Origin of the sequence: Bradyrhizobium sp. 157, assembly GCF_023073815.1 — a bacterium.
In the GTDB taxonomy this organism is placed as follows: Bacteria; Pseudomonadota; Alphaproteobacteria; order Rhizobiales; family Xanthobacteraceae; genus Bradyrhizobium.
In genome coordinates, this window is record NZ_JADPKF010000089.1 from 119,316 (window position 1) to 135,072 (window position 15,757).

The 15,757-nt window shown below is 63.3% G+C and carries 13 protein-coding genes; 4 read left to right on the forward strand and 9 right to left on the reverse strand.

Annotated elements, in window-relative coordinates:
• Window positions 1-69: 69 nt before the first annotated feature.
• The 3 genes from ppc to IVA95_RS25620 form a co-directional block, all read right to left on the reverse strand.
• Window positions 70-2,862 carry a phosphoenolpyruvate carboxylase gene (ppc, locus tag IVA95_RS25610; protein ID WP_247513027.1) on the reverse strand — a complete coding sequence of 931 codons (2,793 nt, stop codon included), beginning with the start codon at window positions 2,860-2,862 and terminating at the stop codon, window positions 70-72.
• A gap of 232 nt (window positions 2,863-3,094) precedes the next feature.
• The gene (locus IVA95_RS25615; protein ID WP_247513028.1) at window positions 3,095-4,639 is read right to left on the reverse strand and encodes an acyl-CoA synthetase; all 1,545 of its coding nucleotides are present in this window, start codon (window positions 4,637-4,639) and stop codon (window positions 3,095-3,097) included.
• A gap of 143 nt (window positions 4,640-4,782) precedes the next feature.
• Window positions 4,783-5,598 (reverse strand): crotonase/enoyl-CoA hydratase family protein, encoded by an 816-nt coding sequence (locus tag IVA95_RS25620; protein WP_247513029.1) that lies wholly within the window; start codon window positions 5,596-5,598, stop codon window positions 4,783-4,785.
• Window positions 5,599-5,700: 102 nt separating this feature from the next.
• Here IVA95_RS25620 and IVA95_RS25625 point away from each other — a divergent pair, with 102 nt between their 5' ends.
• Window positions 5,701-6,573, forward strand: a complete 873-nt coding sequence (locus IVA95_RS25625) for an SDR family oxidoreductase (RefSeq protein WP_213255737.1) — start codon at window positions 5,701-5,703, stop codon at window positions 6,571-6,573.
• Between the two features lie 207 nt (window positions 6,574-6,780).
• Window positions 6,781-8,361, forward strand: a complete 1,581-nt coding sequence (locus IVA95_RS25630; protein ID WP_247513030.1) for a fatty acid--CoA ligase — start codon at window positions 6,781-6,783, stop codon at window positions 8,359-8,361.
• 142 nt (window positions 8,362-8,503) lie between these two features.
• Here the strand turns inward: IVA95_RS25630 and IVA95_RS25635 are convergent, their stop codons facing one another.
• On the reverse strand, window positions 8,504-8,974 hold the full coding sequence (locus IVA95_RS25635) for a GFA family protein (protein ID WP_247513031.1): 471 nt from the start codon (window positions 8,972-8,974) through the stop codon (window positions 8,504-8,506).
• Window positions 8,975-8,997: 23 nt separating this feature from the next.
• The gene (locus IVA95_RS25640; protein ID WP_247513032.1) at window positions 8,998-10,272 is read right to left on the reverse strand and encodes an acyl-CoA dehydrogenase family protein; all 1,275 of its coding nucleotides are present in this window, start codon (window positions 10,270-10,272) and stop codon (window positions 8,998-9,000) included.
• Window positions 10,273-10,494: 222 nt separating this feature from the next.
• Here IVA95_RS25640 and IVA95_RS25645 point away from each other — a divergent pair, with 222 nt between their 5' ends.
• Window positions 10,495-11,274 (forward strand): enoyl-CoA hydratase-related protein, encoded by a 780-nt coding sequence (locus IVA95_RS25645; RefSeq protein WP_247513033.1) that lies wholly within the window; start codon window positions 10,495-10,497, stop codon window positions 11,272-11,274.
• Window positions 11,275-11,460: 186 nt separating this feature from the next.
• Here the strand turns inward: IVA95_RS25645 and IVA95_RS25650 are convergent, their stop codons facing one another.
• The 3 genes from IVA95_RS25650 to IVA95_RS25660 are packed head-to-tail and all read right to left on the reverse strand — an operon-like array spanning window position 11,461 to window position 13,611.
• Window positions 11,461-11,835: a DUF6285 domain-containing protein gene (locus IVA95_RS25650; RefSeq protein WP_247513034.1), complete on the reverse strand. Its 375-nt coding sequence runs from the start codon at window positions 11,833-11,835 to the stop codon at window positions 11,461-11,463.
• Window position 11,836: 1 nt separating this feature from the next.
• The gene (locus IVA95_RS25655) at window positions 11,837-12,823 is read right to left on the reverse strand and encodes a phosphotransferase family protein (RefSeq protein ID WP_247513035.1); all 987 of its coding nucleotides are present in this window, start codon (window positions 12,821-12,823) and stop codon (window positions 11,837-11,839) included.
• A complete protein-coding gene (locus tag IVA95_RS25660; protein ID WP_247513036.1) occupies window positions 12,820-13,611 on the reverse strand; it encodes an enoyl-CoA hydratase/isomerase in 792 nt (263 codons plus the stop codon). The genes IVA95_RS25655 and IVA95_RS25660 overlap by 4 nt, the downstream gene beginning before the upstream one ends.
• A 166-nt stretch (window positions 13,612-13,777) precedes the next feature.
• On the opposite strand from IVA95_RS25660, the gene IVA95_RS25665 reads away from it, so the two are divergent.
• Window positions 13,778-14,557, forward strand: a complete 780-nt coding sequence (locus IVA95_RS25665) for an SDR family oxidoreductase (RefSeq protein WP_247513037.1) — start codon at window positions 13,778-13,780, stop codon at window positions 14,555-14,557.
• A gap of 424 nt (window positions 14,558-14,981) precedes the next feature.
• On the opposite strand, the gene IVA95_RS25670 is transcribed toward IVA95_RS25665, so the two are convergent.
• A partial coding sequence (locus IVA95_RS25670; protein WP_247509398.1) for a transposase occupies window positions 14,982-15,757 on the reverse strand: 776 nt, incomplete at its 5' end.

Sequence of the window (15,757 nt, forward strand, 5' to 3'; positions counted from 1 at the left end):
GCCTGTCATCGGGCGCGCGTTCGCGCGACCCGTTGGCTCGCAATGACGGGGTGAGGCCGTCGCCCACCCTCACCCGCTATTCCGCAATCCCGCCGATATCCCGTTAATCGTAAGCTGAATCCCGCGCAGCACCTGCTCGTCCGGACTATGCGCGCGATGCTCCTTCAACAGTTCGACCTGCACATGGTTGAGCGGATCGAGATAGGGGAAGCGGTTGCGGATTGAGCGCTCCAGCAGCGGGTTACCCTGTAAGAGGCGCTCGTGGCCCATGATGTCGAGCAGCGCCTCGATCGAGGAATGCCATTCGCGCCGTATGCGCCCGAAGATACTTTCGCGCAAGGCCACGTCAGGCACCAGTTCGGCATAGCGCGACGCGATCGCGATCGAGCTCTTGGCCAGCACCATGTCCATGTTCGACAACAGCATGCGGAAGAACGGCCATTCGCGGTAGAGCTCCTGCAGGAATGGCATGCCCTGCTCCGGATGCTCCGCAATCCAGGTCTCGACCGCGGAGCCAAAGCCGTACCAGCCCGGCAGCATCAGCCGGCATTGCGCCCAACTGAACACCCAGGGGATGGCGCGGAGGTCCTCGATCTCGCGGGTCTTCTTGCGCGACGCCGGACGGCTGCCGATGTTGAGCGACGAGATTTCGGTGATGACGGTGGAGCCCCAGAAATAATCGGCAAAGCCTTCGGTCTCATAGACCAGCCCGCGATAGGCCTTGAATGCCAGCGCCGACAATTGCTCCATCGCGGTCAGATATTCTTTCCGCGGCGCGCTCTGCCGAGGCTGCAGAAGGCTTGCCTCCAGCGTCGCCGCAGCAAGGATTTCCAGATTGCTGCGGCCGACTTCCGGATTGGAATATTTGCTGGAGATGATTTCGCCCTGCTCGGTGATGCGGATCTGTCCGTTCACCGCGCCGCCGGGCTGCGCGATGATGGCGTCATAGCTCGGCCCGCCGCCCCGCCCGACCGATCCGCCACGGCCGTGAAACAGCCGCAAGCGCACATGGTGGCGCTCGAACACGTCGACCAGTTCGATTTCGGCCTTGTAGAGTTCCCAGCCCGAGGTGACAAAGCCACCGTCCTTGTTGCTGTCGGAATAGCCCAGCATCACTTCCTGGATGCCGCCGCGGCTGTCGACGAGCCTGCGGTAATCGTGCATCGCCAGCATCCGGTCCATGATGCCGGATGAAGCCTGCAGATCCTCGATCGTCTCAAACAGCGGCACGATGTTGATGGCGCTGCGGCCGGACGGATTGACGAGGCCGACCTCCTTCAACAGCACCGCCACTTCCAGCATGTCCGACATCCCCTTGCACATGGAGATGATGCATTGGTGGATCACGTCGGGGCCGAACCTGGCATGGGCTTCGGCAGCGGCGCGGAACACGGCGAGTTCGCCCAGCGTCTCTTCGCTGTACTTGACGAACGCCGAGGTCAGCGGCCTGACGCTGCGCAGCTCGCGCAGCAGCAGATGGATGCGGGCCTCTTCATTCAGTGCCAGATAGGACATGCCGGGGATCGCGGCATCGAACAGTTCCGCGACCGTGCGCTCGTGCACCGCGGAATTCTGCCTGATGTCGAGCCGGGCGAGATGGAAGCCGAAACAATCCACGGCACGACGTAGCAGCCGCAGTCGTCCGCGCGCGATCACGCCCGAATTGTTGGCGATCAGCGAGCGATTGAGCACGTCGAGATCGGCCTTGAACTCCTTGACGCTTGCATAAGGTGCGGCCTCGCCTACCGGCCGGCGTGTGGTCTCGACCTCGAGCTTTGCAGCGGTCGCCGTCAGCCTTGCATAGATGCCTGATACCGCCAGCCGATAAGGTTCGCCGCTCCGATGTGGGGACTTGTCGGGTGAGCGCTCTGCGAGCGCGCGCAATTCGTCGGAGACGTCGGCGAGGTGCGCGGCCAGCGATAATTCGGAGCCGAGGACATGCAACTCTTCCAGATAGAAGTTCATCACCCGGCTCGACTGCAGGCGCAGCGTGCCGCGCATGACGTCGGCAGTGACAAAGGGGTTGCCGTCGCGGTCGCCGCCGATCCAGCTTCCCACGGTCAGGAACGACGCCAGCTCGCCGGGCGCGCCGCCCTCCTCCCGGTTCAGCCGGTCCTCCAGCGCGCAATGCAGCCGCGGCACTTCGTGCAGGAAGGTGTAGTCGTAGAATGATAGGCCGTTGGCGACTTCGTCGAGCACGGTCAGCTTGGTCCGGCGCAGCAGGTTGGTCTGCCACAGCGTCAGCACGGCGCGGCGCAACTGCTCGTCGCAGGCCTCGGCCTCCTCCGGCGTAAGCTGGACGCGTTCGCGCCGGTCGAGCAGCGCGGCGATCTCCATCTCGCGGTCGATCGTGCTCTTGCGGCGTACTTCCGTGGGATGCGCCGTCAGGACCGGGCTGACCTGGGCACCCTTGAAGAAGCGGCGCAGCTCGGCCGCGCTGATCCCGGCGGTCTTTGCGTGAGCGAGCGTCTGGGTCAGCGCGCTCGGTTGCGGGCCGCCGGGACCACGGCCACGCATCTGGCGGATGTTGTTCTGGTCCTCGGCGATGTTGGCGAGATGCGAAAAATAGCTGAAGGCGCGGACGATCCGCACGGTATCGCTGATCGACATGCTGTCGAGGATGGTCTCAAGTTCCCGCCGCGCCAGCTTGTCCTCGTCGCGGTGGAACCGGATCGAGGTTTGCCTGATACGTTCGACCAGGTCGAAGACGTCAGCGCCCTCCTGATCACGGACGGTATCGCCGAGAATCCGCCCGAGCAGGCGAATGTCGGTCCGCAGCCGGGCATCCTCCTCCAACGCCAGCGTTTCATCGCTCCGGTTGAACCGGATCTCAATCTCGGAAGGCATCGTCTGGGAAGACATGGCTGGCCACCTCAGAAACCGCCCGGCGGATTCCGAGTGTGCAATTTTTTTGCCGCAGTGCAAGATAAAGATGGAGGCGGTGCTCACCGTTGAACCCTCCCCGCACTCCGACCTCATCCCGAGGAGCCGCTTTGGCGGCGTCTCGAGGGATAGGCCGCGGGCCACATGGTTCGAGACGCGCGAAGGCGCGCTCCTCACCATGAGGGTACCGGCTGAGGCCTGGACGACGGAATCAAATCCTCCGCCCCGCCCGCTCCCAATAGGGATCGCGCAGACGGCGCTTGAAGATCTTGCCGGAATCTTCCCGCGGCAGGTTGGACTGGATTTCGATGTGCTTTGGCACCTTGTAGTCGGCCAGCGCGACCTTGAGTTGGCTGCGGATGGAAGCCGGATCGAGCGTCGCCCCCGGTTGCGGCTCAACGACAGCCATCAGTGCCTCGCCGAATTCGGCGTCAGGAATGCCGAACACCGCGCAGTCATGCACGCCGGGAATCGCGTGCAGCGCCGCCTCGATCTCGGCCGGGTAAATGTTGACGCCGCCTGAGATCACCATGTCGCGTTTGCGGTCGCAGATGAAGACATAGCCGTCCGCATCGATGTAACCGACATCACCCGAGGTGATGAACCCGTCGCGATCGATCTCGGACCGCTTCTCCGGCCTATTGTGATACGTGAAGTCGGGATTGCCCGCGATGCGCGAATAGATTTCGCCGATCTCGCCCTGCGGCAATTCGCGGCCGTCGTCACCGATGAATCGCAGCTCTGCGCCCGGTGCGATCTTGCCGACGGTGCCGGGCTTCTTCAGCGCGTCCTCGGAAGTCGCAAAGGTCACGGCGCCGGACTCGGTCGATCCGTAGAATTCGTAGATGATCGGCCCCCACCACTCGATCATCGCGCGCTTGACGTCGGCCGGACAGGGCGCGGCAGCATGGATGACGTGGCGCAAGGACGACATGTCGTATTTCCTGAGCACTTCCTCCGGCAGCTTCATCAGCCGGATGAACATCGTCGGCACCATGAAGATGGTATCGATCTTTTCGGTCGCGACCACGCGCAAAAACTCTTCGGCATCGAAGCGCGGCATGATTACCAGCGCGCCGCCGAGGCGGCCGGCGCGCAGACCGAACGAATTCGGCGCGGAATGATACAGCGGCCCCGGCAACAGCGCGCGGGCGCCCGGCTTGAGGCCGTAGATCAGCGCGCGCATGCGCTCGGCGTTGGCGCTCTGCTCCGGCGTTGGCGCGAAGCGACGCACGCCCTTGGGATGGCCTGTCGTGCCCGAGGTGTAGATCATGTTCTGCGGCTGCGGCACCGGCGGCCCGTCATAGCGCGGATGTTGTTTGAGCCAGGATTCGAAATCGATCGCGAAGTCAGGCGTCGTTAGATGATCCGGATTGATCTTGTAGTTGGCGATGATCTCCGGCGGGGTCGGCACGCTGAGCGCGGTCACTCCTGGTGGGATCGCCTCGTGCAACTGATGCAGCATGTCGGCATGCGCAATCAGCACCGAGGTGCCGGAATCCTTCAGCACATAATTGATCTCTTCCGGCTTGAAATGCCAGTTGACCGGCACGCCATAGGCGCCGAGCCGCATCGCCGCATAGGCCGCCTCGATGAAGGCGATGTCATTGCGCATCAGCATGGCGACGCTGTCGCCCTGCTTGACACCGAGCTTCTGCAGGCCGCTGGCGATGCGCTCAGTGCGCTCGGCGACTTCCTCGTGGCTGCGGCGGCGCTCGCCGCTGATGATGCCGAGGAAGAGTTGGAAGGCTGACATTATCTCTTTCCGATCTGCTGTCGGGTTTTGATGACCCTCATGGTGAGGAGCGCGTCTTCGCGCGTCTCGAACCATGAGGCCACAGACGGGCCTACATCCTTCGAGACGGCGCTTTCGCGCCTCCTCAGGATGAGGGGCTGATATTAGCCGACATCCGCAAACCGTGGCGCGCGCTTTTCCATATTGGCCCGCACGGCTTCGGTCTGGTTGGGACTGCCGAGCAGCTTCTGCTGCTCGATCGACTCGGCGAGTAGCGCCGGAGCGGGATCGACGGACAGCTTGTTCAGCATGCGCTTGGCGGCGCGGATCGCGTCGGGACTCTTGCCGGCGATTTCGCGCGCGACCTCGAAGGCCGCCGCGCGCGGATCGTCGCAGATCCGGGTCGCAAGGCCATAGCTCATGGCTTCCTGCGCGGAGAAGATGCGGCCGGTATAGGTGAGTTCGCGCAGGATATCATCACGGACGAGGCTGGCGAGAATGGGCGTGCCGGCCATGTCGGGCACCAGGCCCCACTTGATTTCCATGATCGACATCCGCGCGTCTGGCGTGAGGAAGCGCATGTCGGCCCCGAGCGCGAGCTGGAAGCCGCCGCCGAACGCCACGCCCTGGATTGCGGCAATCACCGGTACCGGAAGCTGACGCCACCCCCAGACCGCCTGCTGCGGAAAGTTCGCGATGCCATGGGTGCGTGCAGTGAGGTCGCGCTTCTCGCTCCCGGCGATCCCGTTGCCGCCATTTTCTTTCATGGCCTGAAAGCGTCCCATATCGAGGCCGGCGCAGAACGCCCGCCCTTCCCCGGACAATACTACCACCCGGACGCCTTTTTCGTGGGCCAGCCGCTCGGTCGCGGCCACCAGCGCCTCGAACATCGCGGCATCGAGCGCGTTCATCTTGTCCGCCCGCACCAGCCGGACATCGGCAATGCCGTCCGAAATCGAGATCGAGACGCGCTGCTCCATGAAAAATCTCCTCGCTGATATCTTCAGTTGCTGCTTTACAGAACGGTGTTGTCCGGTTTTAGTCAATCGACCAATTAACAGACAATCCCGTGGGTGGAAACGATGTTCAACGATCAGCTTCTCGCCGGGCGACGCATTCTGGTGACCGGAGGCGGCACCGGCCTCGGCAAGTCCATGGCCGCGCGGTTTCTCCAACTGGGAGCCGAGGTCCACATCTGCGGCCGCCGCAAGATCGTCTGCGACGAGGCCGCAACCGAATTGATGGATCTGCATGGCGGGCGCGTGGTCAGCCACGGCGTCGATATCCGCAACGCGATGGCCGTCGACGAGATGATCGAACAGATCTGGACCTCGGGGCCCCTCACCGACCTCATCAACAATGCCGCCGGCAATTTCATCTCGCGCTCGGAAGAGCTCTCGCCGCGCGGTTTCGACGCGGTCGCCAACATCGTGATGCATGGCACCTTCTATGTGACCCATGCGGTCGGCCGGCGCTGGATCGCCGCCAAGCAGCGCGGCAACGTGGTGTCGATCACGGTGACCTGGGTGCGCAACGGCTCGCCCTATGTGGTGCCGTCGGCGATGAGCAAGTCGGCGATCCATGCCATGACGATGTCGCTTGCGGTCGAATGGGGCAAGTACGGCATCCGCCTCAACACCATTGCGCCGGGCGAGATCCCTACCGAAGGCATGAGCAAGCGCATCAAGCCGGGCGACGAGGCCGGCGCGCGCACGCGGGCGCAGAACCCGATGGGCCGCGTCGGCACCATGGAGGAATTGCAGAACCTCGCGGTGTTCCTGATCTCCGGCGGCTGCGACTGGATCAACGGCGAAACCATCGCCATGGACGGCGCACAGGCACTCGCGATGGGCGGCAATTTCTATCAGTTGCGCGACTGGAGCGACGACGATTGGAACAAGGCGCGAGAGTCGATCAAGGCGCAGAACGAGAAGGACCGCGCGGCACGGGGTTAAATCCCCGTGTCCCGGACGCGGCGCAGCGTTCTTCACGCTGCTCCGCAGAGCCGGGAGCCAATGCCAGTGGCAAGCAAGATGGACCCCGGCTCTGCAGTGCATCGCTAACGCGCTGCACTGCGTCCGGGGAACGCAGTCCGCGTATTGTTTTTCGCGTGCGATATCGCCAAACTCCGCGCAACGATAACAGGACGATACGGGAGAGACATGTCCGCGCCGCAGCAATTGACGAACCTTGCCGACATGGTGCGCGAGCGCGCCAGAACGCACGGCGACGCCATCGCCTATGACTTCGAGGGACGCCAGACCAGTTTCGCCGAGTTCGATATCAACACCAACCGCGTTGCGAACGCGCTGATCGCGATGGGCATCAAGCCGGGCGAACGCATCGCCTATCTCGGCAAGAACAGCGACATCTATTTCGAACTGTTGATGGGCGCGATGAAGGCCAAAGTGGTGATGGCGCCGGTGAACTGGCGGCTTGCCGGCCCCGAGATCGCATTCATCGTCGGCGATTGCAAGGCGCCGGCGCTGTTCGTGGGGCCGGAGTTCATTACGCAGGTTCGCAACATCAAGGCGCAATTGCCCGACATGCGGCACGTGATCACCACCGAAGGCGGAGCGCCGGAATGGCAGGATTTTATCGCTTGGCGCGACGCTGCCAGCAGCGACGATCCGAAGGTGCCGGTCAGCCCGAAGGATATCGCGATCCAGCTCTATACCTCGGGCACCACGGGCAAGCCCAAGGGCGCGATGCTGTCGCACGCCAACTTCTTCAATCTGGTGCACGCGGGCAGCGAGGCCGAGAAGCCCGAGTGGAACAAGTGGTCGGCTGACGACGTCTCGCTGGTCGCGATGCCGATCTTTCACATCGGCGGCTCCGGCTGGGGCGTGATGGGACTCTATCACGGCGCCAAGGGCGTGATCGCGCGCGAATTCGATCCGACCAAGGTGCTGGATTTCTTCGAGCAGTCCGGAATTACAAAACTGTTCATGGTGCCGGCCGCGATGCAGTTTGTGGTGCGGCAGCCGCGGGCGCGGCAGGTCGATTTCTCCCGGTTGAAATACATGCTCTACGGCGCCTCGCCGATTCCGGCTGCGCTGCTGAAAGAGTGCATCGAGGTGTTCAAGTGCGGCTTCGTGCAGCTCTACGGCATGACCGAGACCACCGGCACTATCGTGGCGTTGCCGCCCGAGGACCATGTCGAGGGGCTGGAACGCATGCGCTCCGCCGGCAAGGCGCTGCCCGGCATCGAGCTTGCGATCCTCGATCCCGACGGCAACCGGCTGCCGCCGCGCCAGGTCGGCGAGATCGCCACCCGCTCCGGCTCCAACATGGTCGGCTATTGGAATCTGCCGGAAGCTACCGCCAAAACGCTCGGCAGCGACGGCTGGTTGCGCACCGGGGACGCCGGCTATATGGACGAGGACGGCTACCTCTACATCCACGACCGTATCGAGGACATGATCATTTCCGGCGGAGAGAACATTTACCCGGCCGAGGTCGAGAGCGCGATCTGCGATCATCCTGACGTGGCCGAAGCCGCGGTCATCGGCATCCCCGACGACAAATGGGGCGAAGCGGTGAAGGCGATCGTGGTGATGAAGCCGGGCAAGCAGGCGACCGCCACCGATATCATCAATTTTACGCGCGAGCGCATTGCGGGCTTCAAGACGCCGAAATCGGTCGACTTCATGGAGGCGCTGCCGCGCAATCCGTCGGGAAAGATCTTGCGGCGGAATCTGCGCGAACCGTATTGGGCGGGCAAGGATCGGCAGGTGAATTAGCCGGCCGTCATTGCGAGGAGCGTAAGCGACGAAGCAATCCATCGCCCTGTTATGCCGCGATATGGATTGCTTCGCGGAGCCTGTCATCGGGCGCGCGTTCGCGCGACCCGTTGGCTTGCAATGACGGTGGTGATAGCAGCACCTACTTCTTCATCCGCTCGCGCAACACACGCCTGCGCTCCTTGGCCTCTTCCGACCAGACCTCGTCGATATCGTAGAACTCGGGGACGGCCTTTGCGTCCGGTGGCAGCGTCACCCAAGGCTGTTTGGTGGAGGTGAAGATGTGAACGTCCGGCGGGCACTGTGACGGATCATCCATGGTGCCGACGCGCACGAAACGCACCGCGGGCCCGGAGCCCGGATAATTGCTCCAGACGGCCACCTTGCAAATCGGGCAGCGGGCGATGCGCTGGCCCTTGCCGCTGGCCGACGGCGTCACGATGATCTCGGGTTCGGCCGCGATATGCTCGACCCTGTCGGCCTCGTACATCGCATTGAGCGCATGCGCCGTCCCCGTCTCGCGCTGGCACCAGGTGCAATGACAAGCGTGCACGATCATAGGCCTGCCGTTCAGGCGGTAGCGGACATGCTGGCACGTGCATCTACCTTCCATGATCTCCTCCTTAGCTTTGCTCCTCAGTGCTTCCCCGCCCCCATATAGCCGAACAGGAATCCCGCAACTTTCCGCTTCTGTATTTCCTCGCTGCCTTCGGTGATGCGGTAGCGGCGGTGGTGGCGGTAGATGTGCTCGAACGGCTTGTGGCGCGAATAGCCCATGCCGCCATGCACCTGCATGGCGCGGTCGGCGGCCTCGCAGCACAGGCGGTTAGCCCAGTAGTTGCACATCGAAACGCGATCGGAGAGCGTGTGCTCGACCTGCGCCTGGGTGAGCTGATCCATCTCCCACGCGGTCTTGCGGATCAACAACCGCAGCATTTCGGCCTGCGTTGCCAGTTCGACCAGCGGCCACTGGATCGCCTGGTTCTCCGCCAGCGCCTTGCCGAACGGCTTTCGCTCGCGCGCGTATTTGACGCTCTCGTTGATGCAGTAGACGGCGGCGCCCAGCGAACTCGCCGCCTGCCGGATGCGGTTCTCGTGCACAAAACATTGCGCCAGCGACAACCCGCGGCCGATCTCGCCGAACAGCGCATCCTCAGGGACAAACACATCGGTGAAGCTGACGCGCGGGTGATCCGTCGGCATGTTGAAGGTCCACATATATTCCTCGACCTTCACGCCTGCGCTTTTGGCCGGCACCAGGAAACAGGTGATGCCGCGCGCATCGCCGTCATTTCCTGAGGTGCGGGCGAACAGCGCGCAATGGGTCGCGACATGCATGCCGGTGGTCCACATCTTCTGGCCGTTGATGATCCAGCCCTTGACGTTGTCACGGGTCGTCTGCACCGCCCTGGTTTCCATATACGTCGCATCGGAACCGTGGTCGGGCTCGGTGAGGCCGAACGTGATACGATATTTTCCGGTGATCGAGCCTTCGATCATCGCCTTCTGTTCCTCGGTGCCGTAGCGGTCGAGCATGGTCACCAGCGGCAGATTGCCGACGATCGAATGCTCGTTCTGCAGATCATTGTGCAGGCCAAGGCCTTTTGCGGCGAAATGCTCACGGATCACGGCCATCCAGAGGTTGGAACCGTCCTTGCCGCCGTAGCGCTTCGGGATCGCGAACCGCAAATGCCCGGCGGCGTCCGCAAGATTCTTGGCCTTGCGCAGCAGCGCTTCCCATTCACGCCGCGGCAGGCCGCCGTTCTCGAAATCGGTACGCGCCCATTCGCGGCGATGATCGAAGAAGCGGATGTTATCGTCGGCCTCCTCCAGCGGCTTGATCTCGCGCGCGATGAAGCGGTCGAGTTCGTCGAGATAGGCCGTGAGGTCGGCAGGCAGGTTGAAATCCAAGGCATCTCTCCCGGAAGTGTCGTTTATTGCTTTTGCGTTTAGGCGCTACGCGGCGCTCCTGCTCGGATCGATTTAGGTTGGAAGACAACGTCCAAGTCAAGCAACGGAATGAAGCTTGGCACGCGCGGGGGCCTTGCGTAATTGGATGGTTTCGGACGGCGCGCGGGCGCTAGTATGCGGCCGATATTCTCCGCCGCAGACAATCGAAAAACGGGAGCAAACATGGACCTGAAATTCTCTGAGGTGACGCGCAAGGGGCCGATCACGATCATCACGCTGTCGCGGCCGGAAGTGTACAATGCGTTGCATATCGACGCGCATTTCGAGCTCAACAAGGTGTTCGACGATTTTGCCGCCGATCCCGAGCAGTGGGTGGCGATCGTCACCGGCGCCGGCGACAAGGCGTTCTGCGCAGGCAATGATCTGAAATGGCAGGCGGCCGGGGGAAAGCGCGGCTGGGACAAGGGCGGCTTCGCCGGCCTCACCTCGCGCTTTGACTGCGACAAGCCGATCATCGCCGCCGTCAACGGCGTCGCGATGGGCGGGGGTTTCGAGATCGCGCTGGCCTGCGACCTCATCATTGCCTCTGAGAATGCGACCTTCGCCCTGCCCGAGCCGCGCGTTGGCCTTGCCGCGCTCGCCGGCGGCGTGCACCGGCTGCCGCGGCAGATCGGGCTGAAGCGTGCCATGGGCATGATCCTCACTGCGCGCCACGTCTCGGCCAAGGAGGGTCTTGAACTCGGCTTCGTCAACGAGGTGGTTCCCGCCGGCGAAGCGCTCGCGGCGGCGGAGCGCTGGGCCGAGACGATCTGCAAGAACTCGCCGATGTCGATCCGCGCCTCCAAGCAGGCGATTCAGCGGGGCCTCGAAGTCTCGCTGGAACAGGCGATCGCCGAGCAGCGGGAATATCCGGCGGTGAAGGCGATGGCGGCCTCGCAGGATTACATCGAGGGGCCGAAGGCGTTTGCCGAGAAGCGTCCGCCGAAATGGCTGGGGCGGTGAAGTTCTCGACGCCGCCTCCCCGTCATTGCGAGCCAACGGGTCGCGCGAATGCGCGCCCGATGACAGGCTCCGCGAAGCAATCCATTCCTCAACACGGGGATAGATGGATTGCTTCGTCGCTGCGCTCCCTTGCGCAAACGCTTCGCGTTTGTCGCAGGCAATGACGGTGGAGAGTTGGTCGGTGCCCTACTTATTCCCCAACTCCCGCTTGTACGACGCGTAGTTCGGCTGATCGACGGCGAGCTTGTCCATGGTGGTCTGCCAGAGATGCTCTGATAGCCCCGGCGTCTGCAGATCGACTTCGCCCCTTGCAATTTTCTCCGACAGCGCGCGATTGAGGTCCATCAGCGAGCCGTCCGCGCCGAGCAATTGCTTCAGCCGTGCCGCCTCGGCCGCATCGCTCCCCTGCTCCAGCGCCAGTTGCCGTGTGACGAGGTCCAGCGCATTGATGCCGACGCGGAGCTTGAACGCGCTGTGGCCCTTGATCTCGGGAGCGATCTCGTTGCGGAGGAAATCCGCAACCGCTTTGATCAGTTCGGTGGGTGTCGGTTCGTCCTGCATCTCACCCTCCTCGCGGCGCAAGCAGTCGTAGCAGATCGATCTCCGTCTCCGACGAACGCCGGCCGATCATGGCACGTTCCATCGAGTGATCGGGGCCAGTTCGGAAGCGCTGCATCATGCCGCAGCACATGATGCCCCAACGCAGCGTGCCCATCACTTCCCAGAACATCACTCTGATAGGATCGACCTTGCGGCCGGCTTCCTCGTAGCCTGCGAACAATTCCTCGCGGGAGCCGAAGCCGCCGACCGGCTTGTCGATCTCGCCGAAGCGCCAGGAGTTGACGCAGATCCACCCCAAATCTTCCATCGGGTCGCCGAGATGCGCGAGCTCCCAATCCAGCACCGCGCGCACGCCATCGGGGCCGATGATCAGGTTGCCGTGGCGGAAATCGCCATGCACCAGCGTTACCTCTTTCGACGGCCCGGGATCGCGCTCGCGCAGCCAGCGCAGGGCGAGTTCGAACACCGGCCGCGGCCAGTTGAAGCTGCGGTATTCCCGCTCGAGGTCGGCGATCTCCTTTGTCGTGCTCATCTCGCGCAACTTCGGCAACTTCGTAGCCGGCAGGCCGTGTATGCCGGCGATCACGCGGCCGAGCTGTCGCGCCAGGATCGGCCGCGCCTTGGCGAACTGCTCATCGCGCAGAATCTTCCGCGCGATGGTCTCGCCCTCGATGCGTTGCATGATGAAGCCGCGGCCGAGTTCGTCCTCGGGCTTGAGCACATGCATCACGCGCGGCGACGGCAGGCCAGCGTCATGTGCCAATTGCATCAGCGTCGCCTCGGCATCGAGGCCGGCGGCGCGCCCCGGCGAAGCGCCATAGCCCGGCGGCGCGCGGCGCAGGATGGCGCCGATATTGCCGCTGGCATGCACGATGTCGAAGGTCCAGGTCTCCTGGCTGGCGCCACCGGAGAGCTTGGCGGCCCCAGTCACGCCGGTCGCTCCCGGATACCAGGAGGCGACGCAGCGTCCGAGTTGGCCCTCGATCATTTGCCTTTGAACTTGGCGGGGCGCTTTTCGAGGAAGGCAGCAACGCCTTCCTTGAAATCATCAGCCGCGCCGGCGATGCGTTGCGATTCGAATTCGAGGTTGAGCTGTTCTTCGAAGGAATTTTCCGGGCTGTCCCAGTAGAGCTTTCGGATCAGCGACAGCGCAATCGTCGGGCCATTGGCGAGTTCATGCGCGAGCTTCATCGCCTCCTCCATCAGAACTGCGTCGTCATAGACACGGTTGACGAGGCCCCATTCCAGCGCCTTCTCTGCCGGCAACCGGTCGCCCATCAGCGACAATTCGACCGAGCGCGCCTTGCCGATCATGCGCGGCAACAGCCAGGTTGAGCCGCAGTCCGGCACCAGGCCGATGCGGCGGAACGCCTGCAGGAAATAGGACGAACGGGCGCAAAGGATCATGTCGCCCATCAGCGCAAAGCTCATGCCGGCACCCGCCGCGGGACCGTTGACGGCCGTAACCAACGGGCAATGCAGCCGGCGAACGCGGCGAAGGAACGGGTGAAAACCGATCTCCAGCGATTGCCCGGCGTTGCTCTTACCGGGCTTCTGGTTGTTGCGGCCCTGCAGATTGGCGCCGGTGCAAAAGGCGCGTCCGGCGCCGGTCAGCACGACGCAGCGCACCTCCTCCCGCTTCTCCTCGATCGCATCGAGCGCTTCGCCAAGCCCGCCCAACATGTCCATCGAGACCGCGTTCATGACCTCCTGATGGTCGAGCTTGAGAATGGCGACCGGGCCATCGAAATCGAGCGTGACGTGCTTGAACTGCATTGTTTCCTCATGACTTGCGTTTACGCGCTATTTCGCTGCGCGGAAGATCGGACGATGTCTCGCCCATATTTGATTTTCCTGACGGCGTTGTCCATGCTTGCAGCAGAACATCTGCCCGCCACTAGGTGCACGACTTATCGCGCCCCAAAGCGAATGGAAACGTCCAATGAGCATCTTTGACCTCTCCGGCCGCACGGCGGTCATCACGGGCGGCAATGGCGGCATTGGTCTTGGCATCGCGCAGGCGCTGAACGCGCAAGGCTGCAACGTCTCGATCTGGGGCCGCAATGGCGAGAAGAACAAGAGCGCTGCCGCGACGATGTCGGCGGGGCCCGGCAAGGTGCATACGCAGGTCTGCGATGTCTCGGATACCGCCTCGGTCAAGGCCGCGATGCAGGCAACGCTCGATACGTTCGGCCGTGTTGACGGCTGTTTTGCCAATGCCGGCATCGGCGGCGGCGGACGGCGCGCCTTCATCGACCGCACCGAGGAGGAATGGCGACGCATGTTCGCGACCAATCTCGACGGGGTCTTCCACGTGTTTCAGGCCGCCGCCCGCCACATGACCGAACGTGCGGAAGCCGGCGACAAATTCGGCCGGCTGGTTGCGACCTCGAGCCTGGCGTCCTTGTTCGGCACCGCGCGCAACGAGCACTACGCCGGCACCAAGGCGGCGCTGAACGCGCTGTGCCGGGCGCTCGCGGTTGAGCTGGCGCGCTACGGCGTCACCGCGAACGCGATCCTGCCCGGCTGGATCAAGAGCGACATGACGTCGGGGCTGATGGCCAACGACAAATTCGTCGCCAACGTGATGCCGCGCATTCCGGTGCGCCGCTTCGGCGAACCCGCGGATTTCGGCGGCATCGCGGTCTACATCATGAGCAAGGCATCATCGTATCATACGGCGGATTGCTTTGTAATCGATGGCGGATATACGGCGTTTTGAGGTTGGGCCGCATTGATGTAACGACTTCGTGGTTCGAGACGCGCGGCGTTGCCGAACTCCTCGCCATGAGGGTCTAAGATCTCATCCTGAGGAGGCGCGAAGCGCCGTCTCGAAGGATGCAGGTCCGCGCTCTCTCCACGTCATTGCGAGCGCAGCGAAGCAATCCATAGCTCCGCAAGTGAAGGCGTGGATTGCTTCGCTGCGCTCGCAATGACGGTGGTCGCGTTCTCGCAACGCATCGCGTCCGAGGTTTGCCATCAACTTCCCGCCTCTCCAATCAGAGCAACTGTGTCGAAGTAGACCGTTGATCGGCCGGCCTCAAGGCTGGCGCGGCGCGCGCCACCGCCTGCGGCGGCTGACGGCCTTGACCCCGTCCGCTCGCCGGTCTGTTGGCTGGGCATGCGCTCGGTCGGGGACCGAGCGGTCAGGCGCTCGCTGAGTTGAGCGCGTAGCGGCTGGGATCCCACTTCTGTCGTCGTGCGACCATCGTGTTGAGAATGACGATCAGCTTGCGCATGCAGGCAATGATCGCAACCTTCGGCTTCTTTCCGTTGGCAATCAGGCGGCCATAGTAGGCCTTGAGCACCGGATTGTTCAGCGTGGCTGCACCGACACAGGCCATATAAAGGGCATTGCGAACCCAGCGGCGGCCACCCTTGATGTGGCGCTCGCCGCGCCGGTTTCCGCTATCATCGTCGTAAGGGGCGGCGCCGATCAAGGCCACGGCAATCTCGTCGCTCACCTGTCCGAGTTCCGGCATTCCTGCAACGAGGTTTGCGGAGGTCGTTTCGGCCAAGCCCGGCACGCTCTCGATGATCTCGGCACGCTCAGCAAGGTGTGGCGTGGCCTTGATCTGGGCTGAGATTGCAGCCTCGAGCTTGGCGATCTCGCAGACCAGATTCTTCAAGAGGCGCTCGCGTGCCTTCTGAACAAGTCTTGGCGCAGCATGCTCGTTCTGGCTTTGCAAACGTGCTTTGAGATCAACCAGGCTGATGCGCGCCTTCGCGAGCGCCAGCAACTTCTCGTGCGCGGCATCGTGCGTCTGGCCCGGCGCCTCGCTGAATATCTCGGCAAACCAGGCGATCATCTCCGCATCGATCGCATCGTTCTTGGCCAGGCGTCCGGCCGACTGCGCGAAGCTGCGGACCCGTTTGGGGTCGACAATCCGCACCTCGATGCCGGACTCGCGCAGTACCTTGG